Raw genomic sequence first — 21,474 nt, 5'->3', positions numbered from 1 at the left:
CGCCCGTTTCTTACTGGATAGCTACTGCTGCGGGCGGCTCGGCGGCGCGCACCACCATACTGGCCGCCGCCGACGAACACCCCGGGACTGTGGGAAGCGGCCTTCCGCCGACCGTACGGGCATGGTCAGTTCGACGGCTTCCCACTCCGTGGGTCGACCCACCCTAGGGGGCGGGTCGCACCGGGTGCTTGCTGGGGTCCTGCGTTGTCCTAACCGCCAAGTCGGCCGGAGCCGCCGCCCGGTTGCGGCGCCCGCGACATGGTGGCACACATCACAGCGACCGCCATGCCGCCGAGCATGAAGACGAGCGGGCCGATCCCGGCCCCGAACATGGCGTCCCCTTCGGGCCGTCCGGTGCTGAGCACGACGATCGCCGCGAGCCAGCCGACGGCGGCGCAGGCCACGCCGAGCTGGGAGCCGGTCGCCCGCCGCGAGCCGATGAACAGGCCGGCGGAGGCAAGCAGAGCCAGCGCCAATCCGCCCGGGAGCCATGCCGCTTGGACGAGTGAGCCGGCCGTGCCGACGACCGCTCCGAGGACCACCAGGGCGAGGTACGCCACGAGGCGGCCGGGCCTCGGGGGCTTCGGGGAACGGGTGAGCCAGGACCCGGGCGCGCTCCCGCCACCGGCGCCACCGACACCGCCGCCGACACCGCCGTGGGCACGGCTCCCGCCGGCCCGACTGCCACCACTCATGACGAAACCCCCGCGAAAAGGTCGTGCTCGCGCTCCCCGGGTTCAGCTCCCGGCTCCCCGGCCACCAACTGGTAGTACTCGGTGGAGAAGAGAGGTTGCCCCAGTTCGTTGGAGAGTGCGAAGAATGGTCCGTCCACCACGATCTGGGTGGCGTGCGCCCGCATCGCGGCCGCCTTGCGGTCCGCGTACGCGGTGCCGTCGATCTCGGTCGTGATCTCCGCGTCGTCCACGACACCGGGGACGTCACCGATGGCGGCGACACCGGAGAAGTCCGCCCCGGCGGCACGCAGCCGGGCGAAGCCGTCCTCGGCGACCGAGCGAGGGACGCGGTTCCAGTAGATCTTGGCGATCGAGTGGGGCGCTCCGAGGTCCGGCCGGAAGCCGGGTTCGGCGGCGAGGGCGGCGCCGCGCATGGCCACACGATGGGCCTGGATGTGGTCGGGGTGCCCGTATCCCCCGTCGGGGTCGTACGTCACCAGCACCTGCGGACGCACCGACCGGACGACCTCGACGAGATGCGCGGCGGCCTCGTCCACGTCCGCGCTCCAGAACGCCCCTTCTCGGTGGTTCTGCTCGAGCCCCATCATCCCGGAGTCCCGGAAGCGCCCCTGTCCGCCGAGGAAGCGGTGGTCGGTGACGCCGAGCTCCTTCATGGCCGCGGCCAGCTCCCCGGCCCGGTAGGGGCCGAGCCGGTCCTCCCGGTCCGGAGCGAGATGGGCGAGATCGGCCGGAATGACCTCGCCCTCCTCTCCGAGGGTGCACGTCACCAGCGTGACCTGGGCGCCGGCCGCCGCGTACAGGGCCATGGTGGCGCCGTTGTTGATCGACTCGTCGTCCGGATGCGCGTGCACGAGGAGCAGACGGCGGTCGGGGAGATCCTTCATACAGGACACCCTAGAACGGGCGGTCAGAACTTGATGCCCCCCAGCATCCCCGCGACGTTGGTCGTCAGCTCGGTAATGGTCGGCGCGACCGACGAGCTGGCGAGGTAGAACCCGAGCAACACACAGACCGCCGCATGTCCCCCCTTCAGCCCGGCTTTCCGGATCAGCAGGAAGACGACGATCGCCAGCAGCACCACCGCCGAAATCGAGAGTGCCACGGCGGTTCACCTCCACAGATATTCGGCCGGGACGGGCCGGTTGCATGTGCCAGGACATGTGCCAGGAGGTTCATACCCACCTTGCGCTACGGATCATAACTATCCGTGCCTGCGCATCGATCGGTGCACGGCAGCACATGGGGGCGCACACCCCCTAAGGTTCGGTCGCATGACGTCGACGCAACCGCTCTCCTTCCCGCGTCAGTCCGCGCGGACGCAGCGCTTCACGCTGGGCGCCCCCCGCGCCTTCACGGTGTCGCCGGACGGTTCACGCGTGGTGTTTCTGCGCTCGGCCTCCGGAACGGACCGTTCAGGACTGCTGTGGGTGCTCGATCTCGAGGGCCACGGCCCACCGCAGGAGCGGCCGGCCGCCGATCCGCGGGAGTTGCTGGGCGGCTCGGCGGAGGAGCTCTCCGCCGAGGAGCGGGCACGGCGCGAACGCAGCAGGGAAGGATCGGCCGGGATCGTCGCCTACGCCGTGGACCGGGCGGTCGAGTTGGCGGCGTTCACCCTGTCGGGGCGGCTGTTCACCGCGGAGCTGCGGGCCGGAACCGCGCGTGAACTCCCCACGCCGGGGCCGGTGCTCGACCCGCGGCCGTCGCCGGACGGCCGGCTCGTGGCGTACGTGGCCGGCGGCGCGCTGCGCGTGACGGGCGCGGAGGGCGACGGCGACCGTGCCCTCGCGGAGCCGGAGGACGAGCACACCGCCTACGGGCTCGCGGAGTTCATCGCGGCCGAGGAGATGGGCCGTTCACGCGGCTTCTGGTGGTCACCGGATTCGGACAGGCTGCTGGTCGCCCGCGCCGACGAGCGGGACGTGCGGCGCTGGTGGATCCCGGATCCGGCGAATCCGGACCGGGAGCCCTCGAAGGTCGCCTATCCGGCCGCGGGGACGCCCAACGCCGACGTCCGGCTGTTCTTCGTCGCGCTGGACGGCAACCGCACGGAGGTGACCTGGGACCGTGGGCGCTACCCCTATCTGGCGCGGGTGCACTGGTCCTCCGCCGGACCTCCGCTGCTGCTCGTGCAGTCACGGGACCAGCGCACCCAGCTGTATCTGGCCGTGGACCCGGAGTCCGGCACGACCCGCACGGTGCACGTGGACGAGGACGACGCCTGGCTGGAACTCTTCTCCGGCGTCCCCGCCTGGGCCCCCGAGTCGTCCTACGAGCAGGGCTTCGGCGGCGGACGGCTGGTGCGCATCGCGGACGAGGGCGGAGCACGGGTGCTCGCCGTCGGCGACCGGGTGCTGACCGGCGCGCAACTGCACCTGCGCGCGGTGGTCGACATCAGCGAGAGCGATGTGCTGGTCTCGGCGTCGGCGGGTGCGGACTCCGCGGAGCCGGAGACCGGCGAGGTCCATGTGTACCGGGTGAACGAGCTGGGCGTGGAGCGCGTCTCCGACGGCCCCGGGGTGCACGCGGCGGTACGCGGCGGCGGGGTGACGGTCCTGGCCTCGTCGCGTACGGACGTCAGCGGCGCCCTCGTCCAGGTCCTCAGGGACGGCAAACAGATCGCGGTGGTGGCCTCGCACGCCGAGCAGCCGGTGCTGCGTGCCCGGCCGACGCTGACCGAGGCGGGCGCCCGCCGGATCCCGTGCGCGGTGCTGCTGCCGGCGGGCCACCGGGAGTCGGACGGTCCCCTGCCGGTCCTGATGGACCCGTACGGGGGCCCTCATGGCCAGCGTGTGCTCGCGGCGCACAATCCGTATCTGACCTCGCAGTGGTTCGCCGATCAGGGTTTCGCCGTGGTCGTGGCCGACGGCCGGGGCACCCCGGGGCGCTCCCCCGGCTGGGAGAAGGCGGTCGTGGGCGACTTCACGCCGACGCTGGACGACCAGGTCGAAGCGTTGCGGTCATTGGCCGGATCCTTCCCGCTCGACCTCGGCCGGGTGGCGATCCGCGGCTGGTCGTACGGCGGTTATCTGGCCGCGATGGCGGTGCTGCGCCGTCCCGACGTCTTCCACGCGGCGGTGGCCGGCGCCCCGGTGACCGACTGGCGGCTCTACGACACCCATTACACGGAGCGGTATCTGGGCGACCCGGACGCGCAGTCCGCGGCGTACGCGGCGAACTCGCTGGTCACCGACGCCGGGTTGACGTCCGCGGAGGGCCCGGCGCGGCCGCTGATGATCGTCCACGGGCTGGCGGACGACAATGTGGTGATGGCCCACACGCTGCGGCTGTCGTCGGCGCTGCTGGCCGCCGGCCGGGCGCACGAGGTGCTGCCGCTGACCGGTGTGACACACATGACACCGCAGGAGCAGATCGCGGAGAACCTGCTGCTGCTCCAGGTCGACTTCCTCAAGCGCTCGCTGGGCCTCGGGTGAGCCAGGGCCTACCAGTTCGGCGGCGGTGACGACGGCGGCGGCGGACCGAGCCCGCCGCCGGACGGTGAACCGGGTGGTGCGGCCGGCCCGGGGTAGCCGTACCCCGGCGGCGCGGAGGGCGGATACCCGTAACCGGGCCGGGCCGGCGGGTAGCCGTAACCGGAAGCGGGCTGCGGATACCCGTAACCCGACGGCGGCCCGTACGCGCCGTCCGGCCCGCCCGCCGGGCCGCCCTCGCCGCGACGCGTCAGCAGGACGATCAGCAGGAGTCCCGCCGCCAGCTCGAACAGCGAGGTCGCGACGAGCAGTTGGTACTCCAGCGGCGCCTGCCCGAAGTGCTCCAGGATCCGCAGCCGGACGGCGGCGTCCACGCCGACCGCTCCGGAGGCGGTCACGGCCACGGCGAGGACGGCTCCCAGCGGGCGGGAGAACACGGCCCTGGCGAGCAGGCCCACGCCCGCCGTGAGGCCGAGGACGACGGTCGTGGCGGCCAGCCAGCCCGAGGGCGGCGCCAGCAGCCGCTGCCCGACCCGTTCGCCACCCACCAGGCTGTCGAGGTACACCTCTGCACCGACCTGGTAGCCGAAGCGGAACTGCCAGGCCGTGACCAGGGCGGCCTCCAGGAGCAGGAACGCGGCGGAGAGCCAGGCCACCACGACGGACGGCCTGGTGGGCGCCCGGCGCTGCCGTGCGGCGCGCGGGCCGTCGTCGTGGCCCGCCTCGGCCGGACGCCGTCCCGCCACGGCCGTGATGACGAGCCCGACGGCCAGCCCCAGCACGGCGAAGGTGCTGAACAGCGCCCGGGTGCGTATCGAGTCGGTGGGCTGGAGGTACGCCCAGGAGGCGGTCAGGACCCACAGGCTGGGCAGCCGGACGGCGAGGGTGAACACCGCGGCGGCGACCAGCGCGGACGCCGCCACCGACGAGCGCAGCACGGCGACACCGACACCCGCGTACACGGCGAAGAGCGTGCCGTCGAGGGGCGAGGTGGCCTGCGGGGCGATCCTCCACTCCCGCCGGGGGTCGGAGGCCCAGTAGCGCCACAGGCCCTCGAGCCCGCCGGACACCGAGACGTCCCTGACGATCCACGCTCCCGTGATCAGGGCGAGCACGCCGCACAGCGCCGCTCCCGTGATCCTGGCCCCCCGCGTAAGAGTCACATCGACGATCCTGCATCGGGGCCAGGGGCCGGACAAGGCGGGGACCGGACAGTTCCGGACAACCGGCGCCACGGCACGGGAGGACCGGCCGGGTCCGCATGGCGCGGTCCCGGCCGGTCTACGGCACCCGCACGGCCGTACGTTCCTCAGTGTGAGGCGTCCGTATATCGGACCTGCGACGCCCGAGTTGCGCCGGTGTTAAATGAACTGGCGGACCCTCACAGGGACTTCGCACTCCCGGTGCCGCCGTCGCCGGGTGCCGGGCCGCTCGGCACCACATGCTTCTCCTCCGCGAAATGGCATGCCGACGGGTGCCGCGCCGGCCCTTCGACCTGCTCCAGGTGCGGTGGCACGGCCAGCAGCGGGACCTCTCGCGCGCACCGTTCCTGAGCCTTCCAGCAGCGGGTGCGGAAGCGGCAGCCCGAGGGGATGTTGGTGGGCGACGGCACGTCCCCCGTGAGGATGATCCTCTCCCGGTGCTCGCGCGCCTCCGGGTCGGGCACGGGCACGGCGGAGAGCAGGGCCTGGGTGTAGGGGTGCGTGGGGTGGTCGTAGATCTCGGCGTCCCGGCCGATCTCCACGATCCGTCCCAGATACATGACGCCGACCCGGTCGGAGATGTGCCGGACGATCGACAGGTCATGGGCGATGAACACATAGCTGAGCGAGAACTCGCTCTGCAGTTTGTCGAGCAGATTGATGACCTGTGCCTGGACGGACACGTCGAGAGCGGAGACCGGCTCGTCGGCCACGATGACCTCGGGCCGCAGGGCGAGCCCGCGGGCGATGCCGATGCGCTGGCGCTGGCCGCCGGAGAACTGGTGCGGATAGCGGTTGATGTACTCGGGATTGAGCCCGACGACGTCCAGCAGATCCTGGACCTTCTGCCTGCGGGAGCCCTTGGGAGCCACCTCGGGGTGGATCTCGTACGGCTCGCCGATGATGTCGCCGACCGTCATCCGCGGGTTGAGCGAGGTGTACGGGTCCTGGAACACCATCTGGATGTTGCGGCGCACGGCCTTGAGCGCACGGCCCGACAGCTTGGTGATGTCCTCGCCCTTGTACCGGATGGCGCCCGCCGTGGGCCGCTCCAGGTGGACCAGCATCTTGGCGAGCGTGGACTTGCCGCAGCCCGACTCCCCCACGATGCCGAGGGTCTCCCCCGCGAACAGGTCGACGTCGACGCCGTCGACCGCTTTCACCGCGCCGACGTGCTTCTTGAAGAGGATGCCGCGGGTGAGCGGGTAGTGCTTGACCAGGTCGCGCACCTCGAGGATCGCCTCAGCCATGGATCGCCGCCTCCCAGAAGTGGCACGCGCTGCCACGCTGCTCGTTCACCTCGTACAGCGGCGGTACGTCGGTCCGGCACACGTCCTGGGCCATCGGGCAACGCGGATTGAAGGCGCAGCCGGGCGGGATGTGCATCAGGTTGGGCGGCAGGCCCTTGATGGCGTAGAGCTCCTGCCCCTTCTGGTCCAGGCGCGGGATCGATTCGAGCAGGCCCTTGGTGTAGGGGTGGGCGGGCGCCCGGTAGATGTCGTGGACGGGCGCGGTCTCCACGATCCGCCCGGCGTACATCACCGCGATCTTGTCGGCGACGTCGGCGACGACGCCGAGGTCGTGGGTGATCAGGATCAGTCCCATGTCCAGTTCGCGCTGGAGCTCGGCCAGCAGGTCCATGACCTGTGCCTGGACGGTCACGTCGAGCGCGGTGGTCGGCTCGTCGGCGATGATCAGGTCCGGCTCCAGCGAGAGGGCCATCGCGATCATGATGCGCTGGCGCATCCCGCCGGAGAACTGGTGCGGGTACTGGCCGACGCGCTCCTTGGCCGCGGGGATGCGGACCCGGTCCATCAGCTCGACGGCCCTGGCCTTCGCGTCCTTTCGGGACATGCCCTGGTGGACGATGAACATCTCCCCGAGCTGGTCCCCCACGCTCAGCACGGGGTTGAGGGAGGACAGGGCGTCCTGGAAGATCATGGCCATTCCCGCGCCCCTGATCTTCCTCCGTTCGTCCTCCCGCATCTTCAGCAGGTCCTGGCCCTTGAAGAGGATCTCGCCACCGGTGATCCTGCCGGGCGGCATGTCGAGGATGCCCATGACGGCCTGGGCGGTGACGGACTTGCCCGACCCCGACTCGCCCAGCACCGCGAGCGTCTCGCCCGCGTCGACGGTGTAGTTCACGCCGTTGACGGCTCTGGCCACGCCGTCGCGCGTGCGGAACTCCACGTGCAGGTCGCGTACGTCGAGCAGACGGCCTGGCGTGTCCGGTTCCGCGGACATCACAGCCTCGTAGGACGTGGCGGGCATGGCGGCTCCTTGGGCGGTCAGCGCAGCTTGGGGTCGAGGGCGTCGCGTACCGCGTCGCCGAGCATGATGAAGGCCAGCACCGTGATCGCCAGCGCTCCGGCGGGCCACAGCAGCATGTGCGGGGCGTTGCGGATGTACGGGGAGGCCGACGAGATGTCGATCCCCCAGGAGACGGTCGGCGGCTTGAGCCCGACGCCCAGGAAGGACAGCGTCGCCTCCAGGGAGATGTAGGTGCCCAGGGCGATGGTGGCCACGACGATGACCGGTGCGACCGCATTGGGGGCGATGTGCCGCAGCAGCATCCGTGAGCTGGAGGCGCCGAGGGCGCGGGCGGCCTGCACGTAGTCGTTCTGTTTGGCGGTGATGACGGAGCCCCGTGCGATGCGGGAGATCTGCGGCCAGCCGAGCAGCACCATGAAGCCGACCACGGGCCAGACCGTGCTGCTGGTGATGACGGACAGCAGCACCAGGCCGCCGAGCACCACGGGGATGCCGAAGAAGACGTCGGTGAGCCGGGACAGGACGGCGTCCCAGGCCCCGCCGAAGAAGCCGGCGAGTCCGCCGAGCACGGAGCCGAACAGCGCCACACCCAGGGTGGCGCACACGCCGACGGTGACCGAGGCCCGGGCGCCGTAGACCGTACGGGTGTAGACGTCGCAGCCCTGCCCGTTGAAGCCGAAGGGATGGCCGGGCCGGGAGCCCTCTTGTGCCTTGGCGAGATCGCAGCTCTGGGGGTTGCCGGAGGCGATCAGCGAGGGCCACAGGGAGATGACGACCAGAAAGAGGATGACGAGCGCGGAGACGATGAAGACGGGGTTGCGTCGCAGGTCCCGCCAGGCGTCGGACCAGAGGCTGCGCGGTCTGGCGGCGGGGCCGGGGCCGTCGGGCCCCGGGGCCTTCTCCAGGGTCTCTCCCTCCGCCATCGCGAGATTGGCCGCCCCGCCCGCTCCGGTGGCCGCGACGGCGGAGTGCCCCGGGTCGTCGAAGTGCGGATTCTGCTGCGGCTCAGGCATACCGGATCCTCGGGTCCAGGACGGCGTACAGGAGGTCCACCAGCAGGTTCGCCACCAGGAAGACGATGACGAGAACGCTGACGAAGCCGACGACGGTCTGCGTGTTCTGGCGCAGGATGCCCTGGTAGAGCTGGTAGCCGACGCCGTGGATGTTGAAGATCCGTTCGGTGACGATCGCACCGCCCATGAGGGCGCCGACGTCGGTGCCGATGAAGGTGACCACCGGGATGAGGGAGTTGCGCAGGAGGTGCTTGCGGATGACCCGGCTCCTGGGCAGGCCCTTGGCCTTGGCGGTGCGGACGTAGTCGGCGCGGCTGTTCTCCGCGATGGAGGTGCGGGTCAGCCGGGTGACGTAGGCCAGCGAGACGGAGGCGAGCACAAGGCCGGGGACGATCAGTTCGTCGAGCCGTGCGTCGGTGGAGACCGACGGGTCGATGACGCCCCACTTGTAGCCGAGCAGCAGTTGGAGCAGCAGGCCGGTGACGAACGTCGGCACCGAGATGACCACGAGGGTGAGCAGCAGCGCGCCGCTGTCCACCGGCCGGCCGCGGCGCAGGCCGGTGACGACGCCGAGGGCGATGCCGATGACGATCTCGAAGAAGACGGCCACCAGGGTGAGCCTGATCGTGACGGGGAAGGCCTCGCCCATCAGCTCGGTGACCTCCTGCCCGTTGAAGGCGGTGCCGAAGTCCCCGGTGAAGACGTTGCCCATGTAGGTCGCGTATTGCTGCCACACGGGCTTGTCGAGACCGAACTCCTTGCGCAGCTGTGCGGCCGTCGACGGGTCGCACCGCCGCTCGCCGCACAGGCCGGCGATGGGGTCGCCCATCACGTTGACCATGAGGAAGATCAGCAGTGTGGCGCCGAAGAAGACGGGGACCATCTGCAGCAGACGCCGGATCACATAACGTCCCATGAAGGGCTCCGGGGGTCGGGGGAAGGGGTGCGGCCCGGCGCCGCGGGCGCGCCGGGCCGGGTGCCTTCGGCCGTCAGTTGACCTTGATCTCTTCGTAGACGGGGACGCTGAACGGGTTGAGCGCGACGTTCGAGATGCGCTCCGAGTAGCCGGCGCTGCCGTTCTGGTACCAGAGCGGGATGGCGGCCATCTCGTCCCGTACGACCTTCTGCGCGTCCTTGAACGTCGTGACGGCCGCGGCCGGGTCGCTCTCCGCGTTGGCCTTGTCGACGAGGTCGTCGAACTTCTTGTTGCTCCACTTGCCGTCGTTCGAGGAGGCGTTGGTGTAGTAGAGCGGCTGGAGGAAGTTCTGGATCAGCGGGTAGTCCATCTGCCAGCCGGCCCGGAAGGGGCCCGACATCTTGGACTGGGTGATCTGGTTGCGGAAGTCGGCGAAGGTGCCGACCGGGTTGCCGACGCAGGCCCTGTCGTTGCCCAGAGCGTTGTTGATGGAGTTGCAGACGGCGTCGATCCAGTCCTTGTGCGACCCGGTGTCCGCGTTGTAAGTGAGGGTGATCCGGCCGCCCGGGAGGCCGCCGCCCTCGGCGATCAGCCGCTTCGCCTCCGCGGGGTCGTACTCGCAGGCCTTGCCGCACAGCGTCGGGTCGAAGCCGCCCTCCTCGCCGAGCACCGGCGAGGTCCAGTCCTTCGCGGGGGTGCGGGTCTGCTGGAAGATGGTGTCGGTGATCTGCTTGCGGTTGATCGCCATCGACAGACCGGTGCGGACCTTCGCCCCGTCCGGCGTGTTCCACGCCTTGTCGTAGTAGGGGAAGGCGAGGGTCTGGATGATGCCGGCGGGGGTGTTGATGTACCGGTCGCCGAGGTCCGCCTTCACGTTCTTCAGCTGGGAGGCGGGCACGTCGTCGACCAGGTCGAGGTTGCCGGCGATCAGGTCGGTGTAGGCGGTGTTGTTGTCGGTGTAGACCTTGAGGTCGATGCCGCCGTTCTGTGCCTTGTCGGGCCCCTTGTACTCGTCCCAGCGGCGCAGGGACATCTGGGAGCCCCTGGCGTAGGAGTCGACGAGGTAGGGGCCGTTGCCGACGGGCTTGGCGAGCCAGGCGTCGTGGTCGTCGAAGAACGCCCTGGGCAGCGGGGCGAAGGCCGCGTAGCCGAGGGTGTCGGGCCAGGTGGAGAACTTCTGCGACAGCTTGACGGTGAAGGTGCGGTCGCCGGTGACCTTGAGCCCGGACATCGTCGGCGCGCTCGGCCGGCCCTTCTCGGGGTGGACCTGCTCGTACCCGTCGATGTAGCCGAAGAAGTAGGCGTTGCGCTGGTTGTTCCTCAGGTGGGCACCGTAGTTCCAGGCGTCCACGAAGGACCTGGCTGTGACGTCCTCGCCATTGCTGAACTTCCAGCCCGGTTTGACCGTGATGGTGAAGTTGGTGGAGTCCTTGGTCTCGATGCGCTCGGCGAGCATGTCCTGGGCCTCGCCCGTCTTGGGGTCGTACCGCTTGAGCCCGCGGAAGATCATGTCGAGGACCTTGCCGCCCTGCACCTCGTTGGTGTTGGCGGGCTCCAGCGGGTTCTGCGGGTCGCCCCAGGAGGAACTCACGATCCCGTCGGCACCACTGCCGCCGCTGTCGCTTCCGCCGCCGCAGGCCGCCGTCGTGAGGGCGACGGCGATCGCGCATGCGGCCCACTTCGCGTGCGTGGCTCCGCGCATGGAGTGCCTCCTAGATCCCAAGTCAGACTTGGGCCCAATATCACCCCATAAAGGATCTAACGCATTTTCAGCACACCCGCGCGGAGGCCGGAGACACCGTCAGGACCAGCTCCCAGGTGTCGATCGCATAGAACAAGGACATCCCGTGCGCCTCGTAGAGGGAAAGGGCGCGGCTCTCGTTCTGTGTGTCCACGGCCAGGCCGATGGTGTCCCGGCCGCGGGCGGCGTACGTGCCGAAGGCATGGCGCAGCAGATGGCTGCCGAGGCCACGGCCGCGCGCCTGCTTCCGTACGCCGAGGTTCCCGATCCACCCCATGGCGTCCTTGTCGTTCCTCGTCAGCAGGACGGCCACGTCGCCTTCGCCCTCGATGCTCGCGATCCACATGAGGGACCGGTCCCGTGGCCCGGTGTCGGCCAGCCACTGCTCGTAGGTCCGCGGGTGGTGGTCGAAGTGCTCCGCGAACGTCTCCTCCACCAGGGCGTGGGCGATCCGGTGGTCGGCGTCGGCGGCGCAGTCGCGCAGCCTCACACCGGCGGGCGGCTCCGGCATCCGGTCCGCCTCGCTCAGCGGCCGGGTCATGACCTGGTGGCGGCGTACGGTGCGCCAGCCGCGGGCGTCGAGGAGCCCGGTGTCCAGCGTGGTCCGGACGGTGAGGTTCAGATGGAGCACGGCCCGCGCCGCGCCGGCCGCGGCCGCCTTGGCGGCCGCGCGCTCCTCGATGCGCTCCAGCACGAGCACGGCCGCGTCCGGCCGGCCGGGGAGCACATAGTGGTCGACGCCGATGTCACCGTCGCCTGAATCGCTCCAGAGGATCCCGTACGCCACGAGGTCACCGTCCTCGTGCACCAGCCAGGAATCCTGGGCGAGGTCCACCTCGGGGTGGGCGAGGTCGGTCTCGACCGTGTGCAGTTCGGTGTCCGCCCGGCCGATCTCCTCGACGTCGAGGGCGTTCAGCAGGGCGCATATGAAGGGCGCGTCCGCTAGGGTCGCGGGCCGGACGGTGAGTGGCATGCCGCCACTGTTCGCGCCCCGGCCCCGCCCTCGCAAGGGATTTTCGCCGCCTCGGCCGCCCAGTCGCCTCGGCGGCCCGGTCGGCGGGGCGGCTCAGCCGGCGGGGCTCTGTCGGACCGCGAGGCCGACGACGGTCTCGTCGTCCTCGAACTCCCCGGTCGCGATGAAGCCGAGGGCACTGTAGAGCTTCGCCGCGCCGGTGTTGCGGGGGTGGTAGGACAGCCGTATCTCCCGGCAGTCAGGGCGCTCGGACAGCATCCTGATCAGCGCGGTCATCGCCTGCCGGCCCACGCCCCTGCCCTGCTCGTCCGCGTCGACGATCAGGCCCCCGACCCAGTGGGTCCCGTCCTCGTCGTCGTACGCCCACATGACATGGCCGACCACCGTGTCGTCGGCGAGGACACCGAGCGAGGTCCAGACGCCGCCGCGCATCGACAGCAGGAGGTACCGGGCGGCGAGGGCCGCCACGAAGGTCCGCTGCTCGTCACGCGGCGCGACGTCCGCGACGGCCCGCCAGTTGGCGTCGTCGACCGGGCACAGTGTGATGCGGCGGCCGGTCCGGTCGGTCAAGTGGTCCATCCCGACACCTTCCGGTGCCGGTCCCCGCGGGCGCAAAGTCTTTTCCGCCGCCTTTCCCCCGGGCACGGCGAAGGCGCCCGCTCCCCGGAGGGAACGGGCGCCTCGCGCCGAACAGAGGGGACTACGCCGCGTGGACGACGTCCTTCTCCTCGGCGAAATGGCACGCCGACTCGTGCGCGGCCGGGGTGTCCTGGCCCTTGAAGCGCTCCGGGACCGCGAGCAGCGGCACCTCGGTGGCGCACTTGTCCTCCGCCTTCCAGCAGCGGGTGCGGAAGCGGCAGCCCGAAGGCGGGTTCGCCGGCGACGGGACGTCACCGGTGAGGATGATCCGCTCCCGGCCCTCGCGCGCCTCGGGGTCCGGGACCGGGACCGCCGACAGCAGCGCCTGGGTGTAGGGGTGCGTCGGGTGGTCGTAGATCTGCACGTCGGTGCCGATCTCGGCCATCTTGCCGAGGTACATCACGCCGACCCGGTCCGAGATGTGCCGGACGATCGACAAGTCGTGGGCGATGAAGAGGTAGGAGAGGTTGAACTCGTCCTGGAGCTTCTCCATCAGGTTGACGACCTGCGCCTGGACGGACACGTCCAGCGCGGAGACCGGCTCGTCGCAGATGATGATCTCCGGGTTGAGCGCGAGGCCGCGGGCGATGCCGATGCGCTGGCGCTGACCGCCGGAGAACTGGTGCGGGTAGCGGTGGATGTACTCCGGGTTGAGACCGACGACGTCCAGCAGCTCCTGCACCTTGCGGCGCCGGTCACCCTTCGGGGCCACCTCGGGGTGGATGTCGAAGGGCTCGCCGATGATGTCGCCGACCGTCATACGCGGGTTGAGCGAGGTGTACGGGTCCTGGAACACCATCTGGATGTTGCGGCGCACGGCCTTGAGCGCACGCCCCGACAGCTTGGTGATGTCCTGGCCCTTGTAGAAGACCTCGCCGGCGGTCGCCTTCTCGAGCGTCATCAGCAGCTTGGCGACGGTGGACTTGCCACAGCCGGACTCGCCGACGATACCGAGCGTCTCGCCCTGGTAGAGGTCGAAGGAGATCCCGTCCACGGCCTTGACCGCGCCGACGTGACGCTTGAACAGGATGCCCTGGGTCAGCGGGAAGTGCTTGACCAGGTTGCGCACCTGAAGGATCGGCTCACCGCGCTCGACGGTCGCGTCGAGCGCCGCGACGGCAGCCTCCTCGGAGGTGACCTCGACGGTCTCCACCTCGGTCACGTTCGGGGTCGCGTCCACGGCCTCGTTCGTCTTCTTGAGCTCAGCCATGGATCGTCTCCTTCCAGAAGTGGCACGCGCTGCCGCGGCCGGGCAGATCGGTGCCGTCCTGTTCGGTCACCGGAGCCAGCGCCGGGATCTCCGTACGGCAGATGTCGTCCGCCTTGGGGCAGCGCGGGTTGAAGGCGCAACCGCTGGGGATCTTCAGCAGGTTGGGCGGCAGACCCTTGATCGCGTACAGCTCCTGGCCCTTCTGGTCCAGGCGCGGGATCGAGTCGAGCAGACCCCGGGTGTACGGGTGCGCCGGCCGCTTGTACAGCTCGTGCACGGGGGCGGTCTCGACGATCCGGCCCGCGTACATCACGGCGATCTTGTCCGCGACGTCGGCGACGACGCCGAGGTCGTGGGTGATCAGGATCAGGCCCATGTTGTACTCGCGCTGGAGCTCCGCGAGCAGGTCCATGACCTGCGCCTGGACGGTCACGTCGAGCGCGGTGGTCGGCTCGTCGGCGATGATCAGGTCCGGCTCGAGAGCCAGGGCCATGGCGATCATGATGCGCTGGCGCATACCGCCGGAGAACTGGTGCGGGTAGTCGCCGACCCGGGCCTTGGCGGCCGGGATCTTCACCTTGTCCATCAGCTCGATGGACTTGGCCTTGGCGTCCTTCTTGGACAGGCCCTGGTGGACCCGGAACATCTCGCCGAGCTGGTAGCCCACGGAGAGGACCGGGTTGAGGGAGGACAGCGCGTCCTGGAAGATCATCGCGATCTTCCGGCCGCGGATCTTCCGCCGCTCCTCGTTGCTCATGGTGAGCATGTCCTGGCCGCGGAAGAGGATCTGGCCGTGCGGGATCTTGCCGGGCGGCATGTCGAGGATGCCCATGATGGCCTGGGCGGTGACCGACTTGCCGGAGCCCGACTCGCCGAGGACGGCCAGCGTCTCACCGGAGTCGACGCTGTAGTTGACCCCGTTGACTGCCTTGGCGACACCGTCACGGGTGTGGAACTCGACATGCAGGTCGCGCACTTCGAGCAGCGGACCGGAGGCCTCGCCGCCCGCGCGGGGCGCCGGGACGCCTGCTGTTTCTTCGATGATGGTCACGTCGTACGCCCTCCTCAGCGCAGCTTGGGGTCGAGGGCGTTGCGAACCGCATCGCCGAACATCAGGAACGAGAGCACCGTGATCGAGACCATCACCGACGGGATGATCAGCACGTGGGGTGCGTTGCGCAGCTGCTCACGTCCACTGGACACGTCGACGCCCCACGAGACCGTCGGCTCGGCGAGACCGACACCGAGGAACGACAGCGTCGCCTCCGCGGCGATGTAGCCGCCGAGGGCGATGGTCGCGACGACGATGATCGGCGCGAGCGCGTTGGGCAGGACGTGCCGGGTCAGGATGCGGGTGGTCGAGGCGCCGAGCGCCTTGGCCGCCACCACGTAGTCCGCCTGCTTGATGGTGATGACCGCACCGCGGGCGACACGGGCGATCTGGGTCCAGCCCAGGAACACCAGGGCGAGGATGACGACCCAGATGGCGCGCTTCTCGAAGCTGGTGAGGACGACGAGGGCGCCCAGCAGGAACGGGATGCCCATGAAGATGTCGGTGAGGCGGGACAGCAGGGTGTCGATCCAGCCGCCGAAGTAACCGGCGATCATGCCGACCAGGGTGCCGAGGATCGTCACCAGGGCGGTGACGCCGACGCCGACGATGATCGAGGCGCGGGCGCCGTAGATGACACGGGCGTAGATCGAGCGGCCCTGGCCGTCGTAACCGAACCAGTCCGGCTGGAAGAAGTGGGTCCAGCTCGGCTGGCCGAGGTAGTGGTTCGCCAGGTCGGCGTCGCGCGGCGAGGCGCTGGTGAACAGGCCCGGGAACGCGGAGATGACGACGAGGAGGACGATCAGACCCGCCGAGATCAGGAACAGCGGGTTGCGGCGCAGGTCGTGCCAGGCGTCGGACCACAGGCTGCGTGCCTTGTCCGGCTTGGGCGCCTTGGTGACCAGTGCGGTGTCGGGAGCGGCAGCGGTGCTGGTGACCTTCTCGGCCCCGGTGGACGCCGCGGTGGCTGCGGTCTTCTCAGGCATACCGGATCCTCGGGTCCAGGACCGCGTAAAGCAGGTCGACGAGCAGGCTGGCGAGCAGGTAGACGAGGACGATCAGGGAGGCGATGCCGACGACGGTCGCGCCCTCGCGGCGGAAGAGTGCCTCGTAGATCGCGTCACCGACGCCCTGGACGTTGAAGATGCCCTCGGTGACGATGGCGCCGGTCATCAGGTTGCCGATGTCGGTGCCGAGGAAGGTGACCACCGGGACGAGCGAGTTGCGCATCAGGTGGACACCGATGATCCGGCGGCGCGGCAGGCCCTTGGCGACCGCCGTGCGCATGTAGTCGGCGCGCAGGTTCTCCGCCATGGAGGTACGGGTCAGTCGTGCCACGTAGGCGAGCGACAGCGAACCGAGGACGATCGCCGGCAGGAGGAGGTCTCCGAAGCTCTCGGAGTCCTGCACGGTCGGGGTGGTCACCCCCCACTTGAAGGCGAACAGGTACTGCATCAGGTAGCCCAGCACGAAGGAGGGCATCGAGATCAGCACGAGGGTGAGGGCGAGGAGCCCCCGGTCCCGCACGGACTCGGGACGCAGACCCGCGATGATGCCGAGGCCGATGCCGACGATCACCGTGAAGGTGAACGCGAAGAGCGTGAGCCGGATGGTGACCGGGAACGCCTGCGCGATGATGTCGGCGATGGGACGCTGGCTCGCGATCTCCGTGCCGAAGTTCCCCTGAACCAGCTCGAAGAGGTACTTCAGGTACTGCTGCCACAGCGGCAGGTCGAGACCGCGGTCATGGCGAATGGCCTCGACCACGGCGGGGTCGAAAGCCTGGTCCCCCATGAGCGCTCTGACGGGGTCGCCGGGCAGCGCGAACATCATGGCGAAGATCAAAAAGGTTGACCCGATGAACACCGGGATCATCTGGAGCAGTCGTCGTGCGACGTAGCGCCCCATGGGTGCCTCCGTGAGGGGTTAACTGGGTCCGGGGGCCGTCCGCACGGGACGGCCCCCGGACCACCGCCGCCGCCGGATGTCCGACGGCGGCGGGTGACGGCCGAGTGGGGATGAGGCCCGCAGGCGCTTACTTGACGGTGACTCCGGTGAGCTCGAGGTCACCGTGGAAGTCGACCGCGACGTTGTCGACGCCCTTACCGTGGCCACCGTTGATGCGGTAGTACCACAGCGGGATGGCCGGCATCTTCTCGAGAAGCTTCTTCTCGACCGCCTGGTAGCCCTTCACGGCGTCTTCCAGGGAGCTGGCCTTGTCCGCGTCCTCCATCATCTTGTCGATCTCCTTGTCGGAGAAACGACCGTTGTTGGACTCGGCGTTGGTGTGGTACAGCTCCTTGATGAAGTTCACGTTGACGGGGTAGTCGGCCACCCAGCCACCGCGGTACATCGACTTCACCTGGTCGTTGTCACGGGCCTCGAGGTCCGTGGGGAAGTCCGGCTTGGCGTCGCCGACACAGTCGACACCGGTCGCCTTGCGGATGGACTCGCAGACCGCGGTCACCCACTCCTTGTGGCCACCGTCGCTGTTGTACTGGATGAACAGCTTGTTCTCCGGGACGCCGCCGCCCTCGGTGATGAGCTGCTTGGCCTTCGCCGGGTTGAACGTGAAGACGTCCGTGCCCAGGTCCTGGTTGCCCTTGACCTGCGGCGGCGTGAAGCTCGTCGCGGGGGTACGGGTGTTGTTCAGGACGGTCTTGGTGATCGTCTCACGGTCGATCGCCATGGACAGACCCTGGAGGACCTTGGGGTCGATGTCCTTGAACGTCTTGCTGTAGAACGCCGGGACCAGCGACTGGATGGCCGCGTACGGCTGCTCGATGGCGCCGTCACCCAGGTCCTGCTTGTACTTCGGCAGGTCCGTCGGGCCGACCTGGCGGATGATGTCCAGGTTGCCGGAGACGACGTCCTGGTACGCGGCCTCGAGGGTCGCGTAGTTCTTGAACTGGATGCCCTTGTTCTGCGCCTTGTTGGGGCCCTGGTAGTCAGGGTTGGCCGCAACCTGGATCAGCTTCTTGTGGGTCCACTTCTCGAACTTGTACGGACCGTTGCCGACCGGCTTCTGGCCGAACGCCTTCGGGTCGTCGAAGAAGACCTTCGGCAGCGGCGCGAACGTCGCGTAGCCGAGCTTGTAGTTGAAGTACGGGACCTTGTCCTTCAGCTCGATCGTGAAGGTGGTGTCGTCCACGACCTTCAGACCGGACATCTTGTCGGCCTTCGGGTCACCCTTCTCGGGGTGCACGTCGTCGTAGCCGGCGATGTCCGCGAACCAGAAGCTGTTCTGCTGGTTGTTCTTGATGTTCGCGTACCAGTTCCACGCGTCGACGTACGACTGCGCGGTGACGGCCTCGCCGTTGTGGAACTTCCAGCCGGACTTCAGCTTGACGGTCCAGGTCTTGGAGTCCGTCGTCTCCACCGACTCGGCGTTGGTGTAGACGATCTCGCCCTTGGCGTCGAAGTCCAGCAGCTGCGTGAAGAGCGACTGGATCACGTACGAGCCGTTGGTCTCGTTCGTGTCGGCCGGGATCAGCGGCTTCTGCGGCTCGCCGACGTCGATCGAGACGTAACCGGCAGGCTTGCCGGCCGGGTTCTTCTTGCCCTCTTCACCGCTGCCGCCACCACAGGCAGTGGCCGCCAGGGCGACAACGATCGCTCCCGCGACCCACTTGGCGCTCTTGGCACCACGCATGGGTTCCTCCTCATGAGTCCACTTGTCACTACAAGAGGGGCACCGTTCTACGCGCGCTGACACCCCTGACAGCGCTCGTCAAGTACCCCGAGTGTGCTCGTGAGTCGGCGCTCCCCACAGCGCATGACCCATTGACCCGAGCTCAATGGAGCCAACTATTAAGTAGGACAGGCTTGTAAACCACACCTAAAGGGTCTCGTTTTGACAACATCAGAGAGGGACTCCAGCCCGAAATCCGGACAAAGCGATCCCAGACAGACACCCGCGAAACGGACCGTTAACACATGTTCCGGAGTGCGACGGCCGATATCCGGACACTCGGAGCATGAAAAGGAGTTGACGAACGGCCCGGCCCTCCACAGTCTCTGCGGAGGGCCGGGCCGTGCGTTCAGCGGTTTTCCAGAGCTTTACCGTCAGCCGTGCTTGGCACGCGAAGCCGCGCGGCCGCGCTCCTTCTGGTCCAGGACAACCTTGCGGATGCGCACCGCCTCCGGGGTCACCTCGACGCACTCGTCGTCACGGCAGAACTCCAGCGACTGCTCCAGCGAGAGCTTGCGCGGCGGGACGATCGCCTCGAACGAATCGGCCGAGGAGGAGCGCATGTTGGTGAGCTTCTTCTCCTTGGTGATGTTCACGTCCATGTCGTCGGAGCGGGAGTTCTCGCCGACGATCATGCCCTCGTACACCTCGGTGCCGGGCTCGGTGAACAGCACGCCGCGCTCCTGAAGGTTCGTCATCGCGAACGCGGTGACGGCGCCGGAGCGGTCCGCGACGAGCGAGCCGTTGTTCCGGGTCTGCAGGGGACCGAACCAGGGCTCGTGGCCCTCGTGGATGGAGTGCGCGATACCGGTGCCGCGGGTGTTCGTCAGGAACTCCGTACGGAAGCCGATCAGGCCGCGGGACGGGACCACGAACTCCATGCGGACCCAGCCGGAGCCGTGGTTCGACATGTTGTCCATGCGGCCCTTGCGGACGCCCATGAGCTGGGTGACGGCGCCCATGTGCTCCTCGGGCACGTCGATCGTCATGCGCTCGACCGGCTCGTGGACCTTGCCGTCGACCAGCTTGGTGACGACCTGCGGCTTGCCGATCGTCAGCTCGAAGCCCTCACGGCGCATCTGCTCGACCAGGATCGCCAGCGCCAGCTCACCGCGGCCCTGCACCTCCCAGGCGTCGGGACGCTCGGTGTCCAGCACGCGCAGCGAGACGTTACCGATCAGCTCGCGGTCCAGCCGGTCCTTGACCTGACGGGCGGTCACCTTACGGTCCTTGACCGCGGACTTCGCATCGGCGCCCTTACCGGTGCCGCCCCGGCCGACCAGCGGCGAGGTGTTGGTACCCACCGTCATCGAGATCGCCGGCTCGTCGACCGTGATCAGCGGCAGCGCGATCGGGTTCTCCGGGTCCGCCAGCGTCTCGCCGATCATGATGTCCGGGATACCGGCGACGGCGCAGATGTCACCGGGGCCGGCCACCTCGGCCGGCTTGCGGGTGAGCGCCTCGGTCATCATCAGCTCGCTGATGCGGACGTTGGAGATCGTGCCGTCGCGCTTGATCCAGGCCACGGTCTGGCCCTTGCGCAGCTCGCCCTGCTCGACGCGGAGCAGCGCGATACGGCCGAGGAAGTTGTCGGCGTCCAGGTTCGTGACGTGAGCCTGCAGCGGCGCGGACTCGTCGTACTCCGGGGCCGGGACGGTCTCGAGCAGCGTGCTGAAGAACGGCTCCAGGCTGGTGCTGTCGGCCGGGACGGTGCCGTCCTCCGGCTTGGTCAGCGAGGCGACGCCGTCACGGGCGCAGGCGTAGACGATCGGGAACTCGATCTGCTCCTCGGTCGCGTCCAGGTCCAGGAACAGGTCGTACGTCTCGTCGACGACCTCGGCGATCCGGGAGTCCGGACGGTCCGTCTTGTTGATGCAGAGAATGACCGGCATCTTCGCGGCGAGCGCCTTGCGCAGCACGAAGCGGGTCTGCGGCAGCGGACCCTCGGAGGCGTCGACGAGGAGGACGACCGCGTCCACCATCGACAGACCGCGCTCCACCTCGCCGCCGAAGTCGGCGTGGCCGGGGGTGTCGATGATGTTGATGGTGACCGGGGCCCCGCCGTCCTTGGGGTGGTACTTCACGGCGGTGTTCTTGGCCAGGATCGTGATGCCCTTCTCACGCTCCAGGTCGTTCGAGTCCATCATGCGGTCGTCGAGCTGCTCCGCGGCGTGCGCGGCGAAGGCACCGGCCTGCTTCAGCATGGCGTCGACCAAGGTGGTCTTGCCGTGGTCGACGTGGGCGACGATGGCAACGTTACGGATGTCGTGGCGCGTGGGCATGCTGGCTGGCGCTTCTCTCGATCGTGGGATCGGGCGTTGGATGTGATCCTCGTCCGCCCGCCGGGCGGACACGCCACGGCTTGTCCCATGGTACGGGGCCGCCGGGACCCGGGCCTCCCGGAACGATCGGGTCCGGGACGAACGAGGCGGGGATCACGCCGCGGCAGGGGCTCCGGGTGGTGCCGGGAGGCCCGGCGGAGGCGGCGCACACGGGCAGGTGGGGAGGCTGCCGGTACGAAGGTGCTGCAGGGGATGCGTGGGGCGAGCCCGGGTCGAAGAATCGGCACGAGCTTGCCCGCCGGCGCTGCCGGCGGGCAAGGTAATTGAGCCAGTTCTGAGGTTGTGACCTGCGGTTTCTCCTG

18 protein-coding genes are annotated in these 21,474 nt (G+C 69.1%); 1 reads left to right on the top strand and 17 read right to left on the bottom strand.

What is annotated here, in order from left to right:
* Nucleotides 1–209: 209 nt before the first annotated feature.
* Genes ACTMTU_RS15360 through ACTMTU_RS15350 form a run of 3 tightly spaced genes read right to left on the bottom strand, consistent with a single transcriptional unit; the run spans nucleotide 210 to nucleotide 1,797 of the window.
* Nucleotides 210–695 (bottom strand): DUF6113 family protein, encoded by a 486-nt coding sequence (locus ACTMTU_RS15360; RefSeq protein ID WP_441264034.1) that lies wholly within the window; start codon nucleotides 693–695, stop codon nucleotides 210–212.
* Nucleotides 692–1,579 (bottom strand): N-acetyl-1-D-myo-inositol-2-amino-2-deoxy-alpha-D-glucopyranoside deacetylase, encoded by an 888-nt coding sequence (gene mshB, locus ACTMTU_RS15355; protein ID WP_441264033.1) that lies wholly within the window; start codon nucleotides 1,577–1,579, stop codon nucleotides 692–694. Before mshB ends, ACTMTU_RS15360 begins: the two co-directional genes overlap by 4 nt.
* Before the next feature lie 23 nt (nucleotides 1,580–1,602).
* A complete protein-coding gene (locus ACTMTU_RS15350) occupies nucleotides 1,603–1,797 on the bottom strand; it encodes a hypothetical protein (RefSeq protein ID WP_005312422.1) in 195 nt (64 codons plus the stop codon).
* 169 nt (nucleotides 1,798–1,966) lie between these two features.
* On the opposite strand from ACTMTU_RS15350, the gene ACTMTU_RS15345 reads away from it, so the two are divergent.
* Nucleotides 1,967–4,126, top strand: coding sequence for a prolyl oligopeptidase family serine peptidase (locus tag ACTMTU_RS15345; protein ID WP_441264032.1), 2,160 nt, complete (start codon nucleotides 1,967–1,969; stop codon nucleotides 4,124–4,126).
* Nucleotides 4,127–4,134: 8 nt separating this feature from the next.
* On the opposite strand, the gene ACTMTU_RS15340 is transcribed toward ACTMTU_RS15345, so the two are convergent.
* From ACTMTU_RS15340 to typA, 14 genes are all read right to left on the bottom strand, one after another.
* Nucleotides 4,135–5,286 carry a hypothetical protein gene (locus ACTMTU_RS15340; RefSeq protein ID WP_441264031.1) on the bottom strand — a complete coding sequence of 384 codons (1,152 nt, stop codon included), beginning with the start codon at nucleotides 5,284–5,286 and terminating at the stop codon, nucleotides 4,135–4,137.
* 218 nt (nucleotides 5,287–5,504) lie between these two features.
* Complete coding sequence (locus tag ACTMTU_RS15335; protein WP_441264030.1) at nucleotides 5,505–6,575, bottom strand: ABC transporter ATP-binding protein; 1,071 nt, start codon at nucleotides 6,573–6,575, stop codon at nucleotides 5,505–5,507.
* The gene (locus tag ACTMTU_RS15330; protein WP_441264232.1) at nucleotides 6,568–7,569 is read right to left on the bottom strand and encodes an ABC transporter ATP-binding protein; all 1,002 of its coding nucleotides are present in this window, start codon (nucleotides 7,567–7,569) and stop codon (nucleotides 6,568–6,570) included. The genes ACTMTU_RS15335 and ACTMTU_RS15330 overlap by 8 nt, the downstream gene beginning before the upstream one ends.
* Nucleotides 7,570–7,613: 44 nt before the next feature.
* Nucleotides 7,614–8,609 (bottom strand): ABC transporter permease, encoded by a 996-nt coding sequence (locus tag ACTMTU_RS15325; protein WP_441264029.1) that lies wholly within the window; start codon nucleotides 8,607–8,609, stop codon nucleotides 7,614–7,616.
* Nucleotides 8,602–9,525 (bottom strand): ABC transporter permease, encoded by a 924-nt coding sequence (locus ACTMTU_RS15320; protein WP_441264028.1) that lies wholly within the window; start codon nucleotides 9,523–9,525, stop codon nucleotides 8,602–8,604. Before ACTMTU_RS15320 ends, ACTMTU_RS15325 begins: the two co-directional genes overlap by 8 nt.
* A gap of 73 nt (nucleotides 9,526–9,598) precedes the next feature.
* A complete protein-coding gene (locus ACTMTU_RS15315; protein ID WP_441264027.1) occupies nucleotides 9,599–11,227 on the bottom strand; it encodes a peptide ABC transporter substrate-binding protein in 1,629 nt (542 codons plus the stop codon).
* Nucleotides 11,228–11,294: 67 nt separating this feature from the next.
* Complete coding sequence (locus tag ACTMTU_RS15310; RefSeq protein WP_441264026.1) at nucleotides 11,295–12,239, bottom strand: GNAT family N-acetyltransferase; 945 nt, start codon at nucleotides 12,237–12,239, stop codon at nucleotides 11,295–11,297.
* Nucleotides 12,240–12,332: 93 nt separating this feature from the next.
* The gene (locus tag ACTMTU_RS15305) at nucleotides 12,333–12,818 is read right to left on the bottom strand and encodes a GNAT family N-acetyltransferase (RefSeq protein ID WP_441264025.1); all 486 of its coding nucleotides are present in this window, start codon (nucleotides 12,816–12,818) and stop codon (nucleotides 12,333–12,335) included.
* Nucleotides 12,819–12,939: 121 nt separating this feature from the next.
* The gene (locus ACTMTU_RS15300; protein ID WP_307708116.1) at nucleotides 12,940–14,088 is read right to left on the bottom strand and encodes an ABC transporter ATP-binding protein; all 1,149 of its coding nucleotides are present in this window, start codon (nucleotides 14,086–14,088) and stop codon (nucleotides 12,940–12,942) included.
* Nucleotides 14,081–15,139 carry an ABC transporter ATP-binding protein gene (locus ACTMTU_RS15295; protein WP_441264024.1) on the bottom strand — a complete coding sequence of 353 codons (1,059 nt, stop codon included), beginning with the start codon at nucleotides 15,137–15,139 and terminating at the stop codon, nucleotides 14,081–14,083. The genes ACTMTU_RS15300 and ACTMTU_RS15295 overlap by 8 nt, the downstream gene beginning before the upstream one ends.
* Nucleotides 15,140–15,153: 14 nt before the next feature.
* Nucleotides 15,154–16,125: an ABC transporter permease gene (locus ACTMTU_RS15290; RefSeq protein WP_441264023.1), complete on the bottom strand. Its 972-nt coding sequence runs from the start codon at nucleotides 16,123–16,125 to the stop codon at nucleotides 15,154–15,156.
* Nucleotides 16,118–17,047, bottom strand: a complete 930-nt coding sequence (locus ACTMTU_RS15285) for an ABC transporter permease (protein ID WP_441264022.1) — start codon at nucleotides 17,045–17,047, stop codon at nucleotides 16,118–16,120. Before ACTMTU_RS15285 ends, ACTMTU_RS15290 begins: the two co-directional genes overlap by 8 nt.
* A 127-nt stretch (nucleotides 17,048–17,174) precedes the next feature.
* Nucleotides 17,175–18,791 (bottom strand): peptide ABC transporter substrate-binding protein, encoded by a 1,617-nt coding sequence (locus tag ACTMTU_RS15280; RefSeq protein ID WP_441264021.1) that lies wholly within the window; start codon nucleotides 18,789–18,791, stop codon nucleotides 17,175–17,177.
* A gap of 413 nt (nucleotides 18,792–19,204) precedes the next feature.
* Nucleotides 19,205–21,112 carry a translational GTPase TypA gene (gene typA / locus ACTMTU_RS15275; RefSeq protein WP_307708112.1) on the bottom strand — a complete coding sequence of 636 codons (1,908 nt, stop codon included), beginning with the start codon at nucleotides 21,110–21,112 and terminating at the stop codon, nucleotides 19,205–19,207.
* Nucleotides 21,113–21,474 lie beyond the last annotated feature (362 nt).

Origin of the sequence: Streptomyces sp. OZ13 (assembly GCF_052068155.1) — a bacterium.
GTDB lineage: Bacteria > Actinomycetota > Actinomycetes > Streptomycetales > Streptomycetaceae > Streptomyces.
Note: the sequence above shows the minus strand (reverse complement) of the source record. Positions and strands in the feature narration are given on the sequence as shown.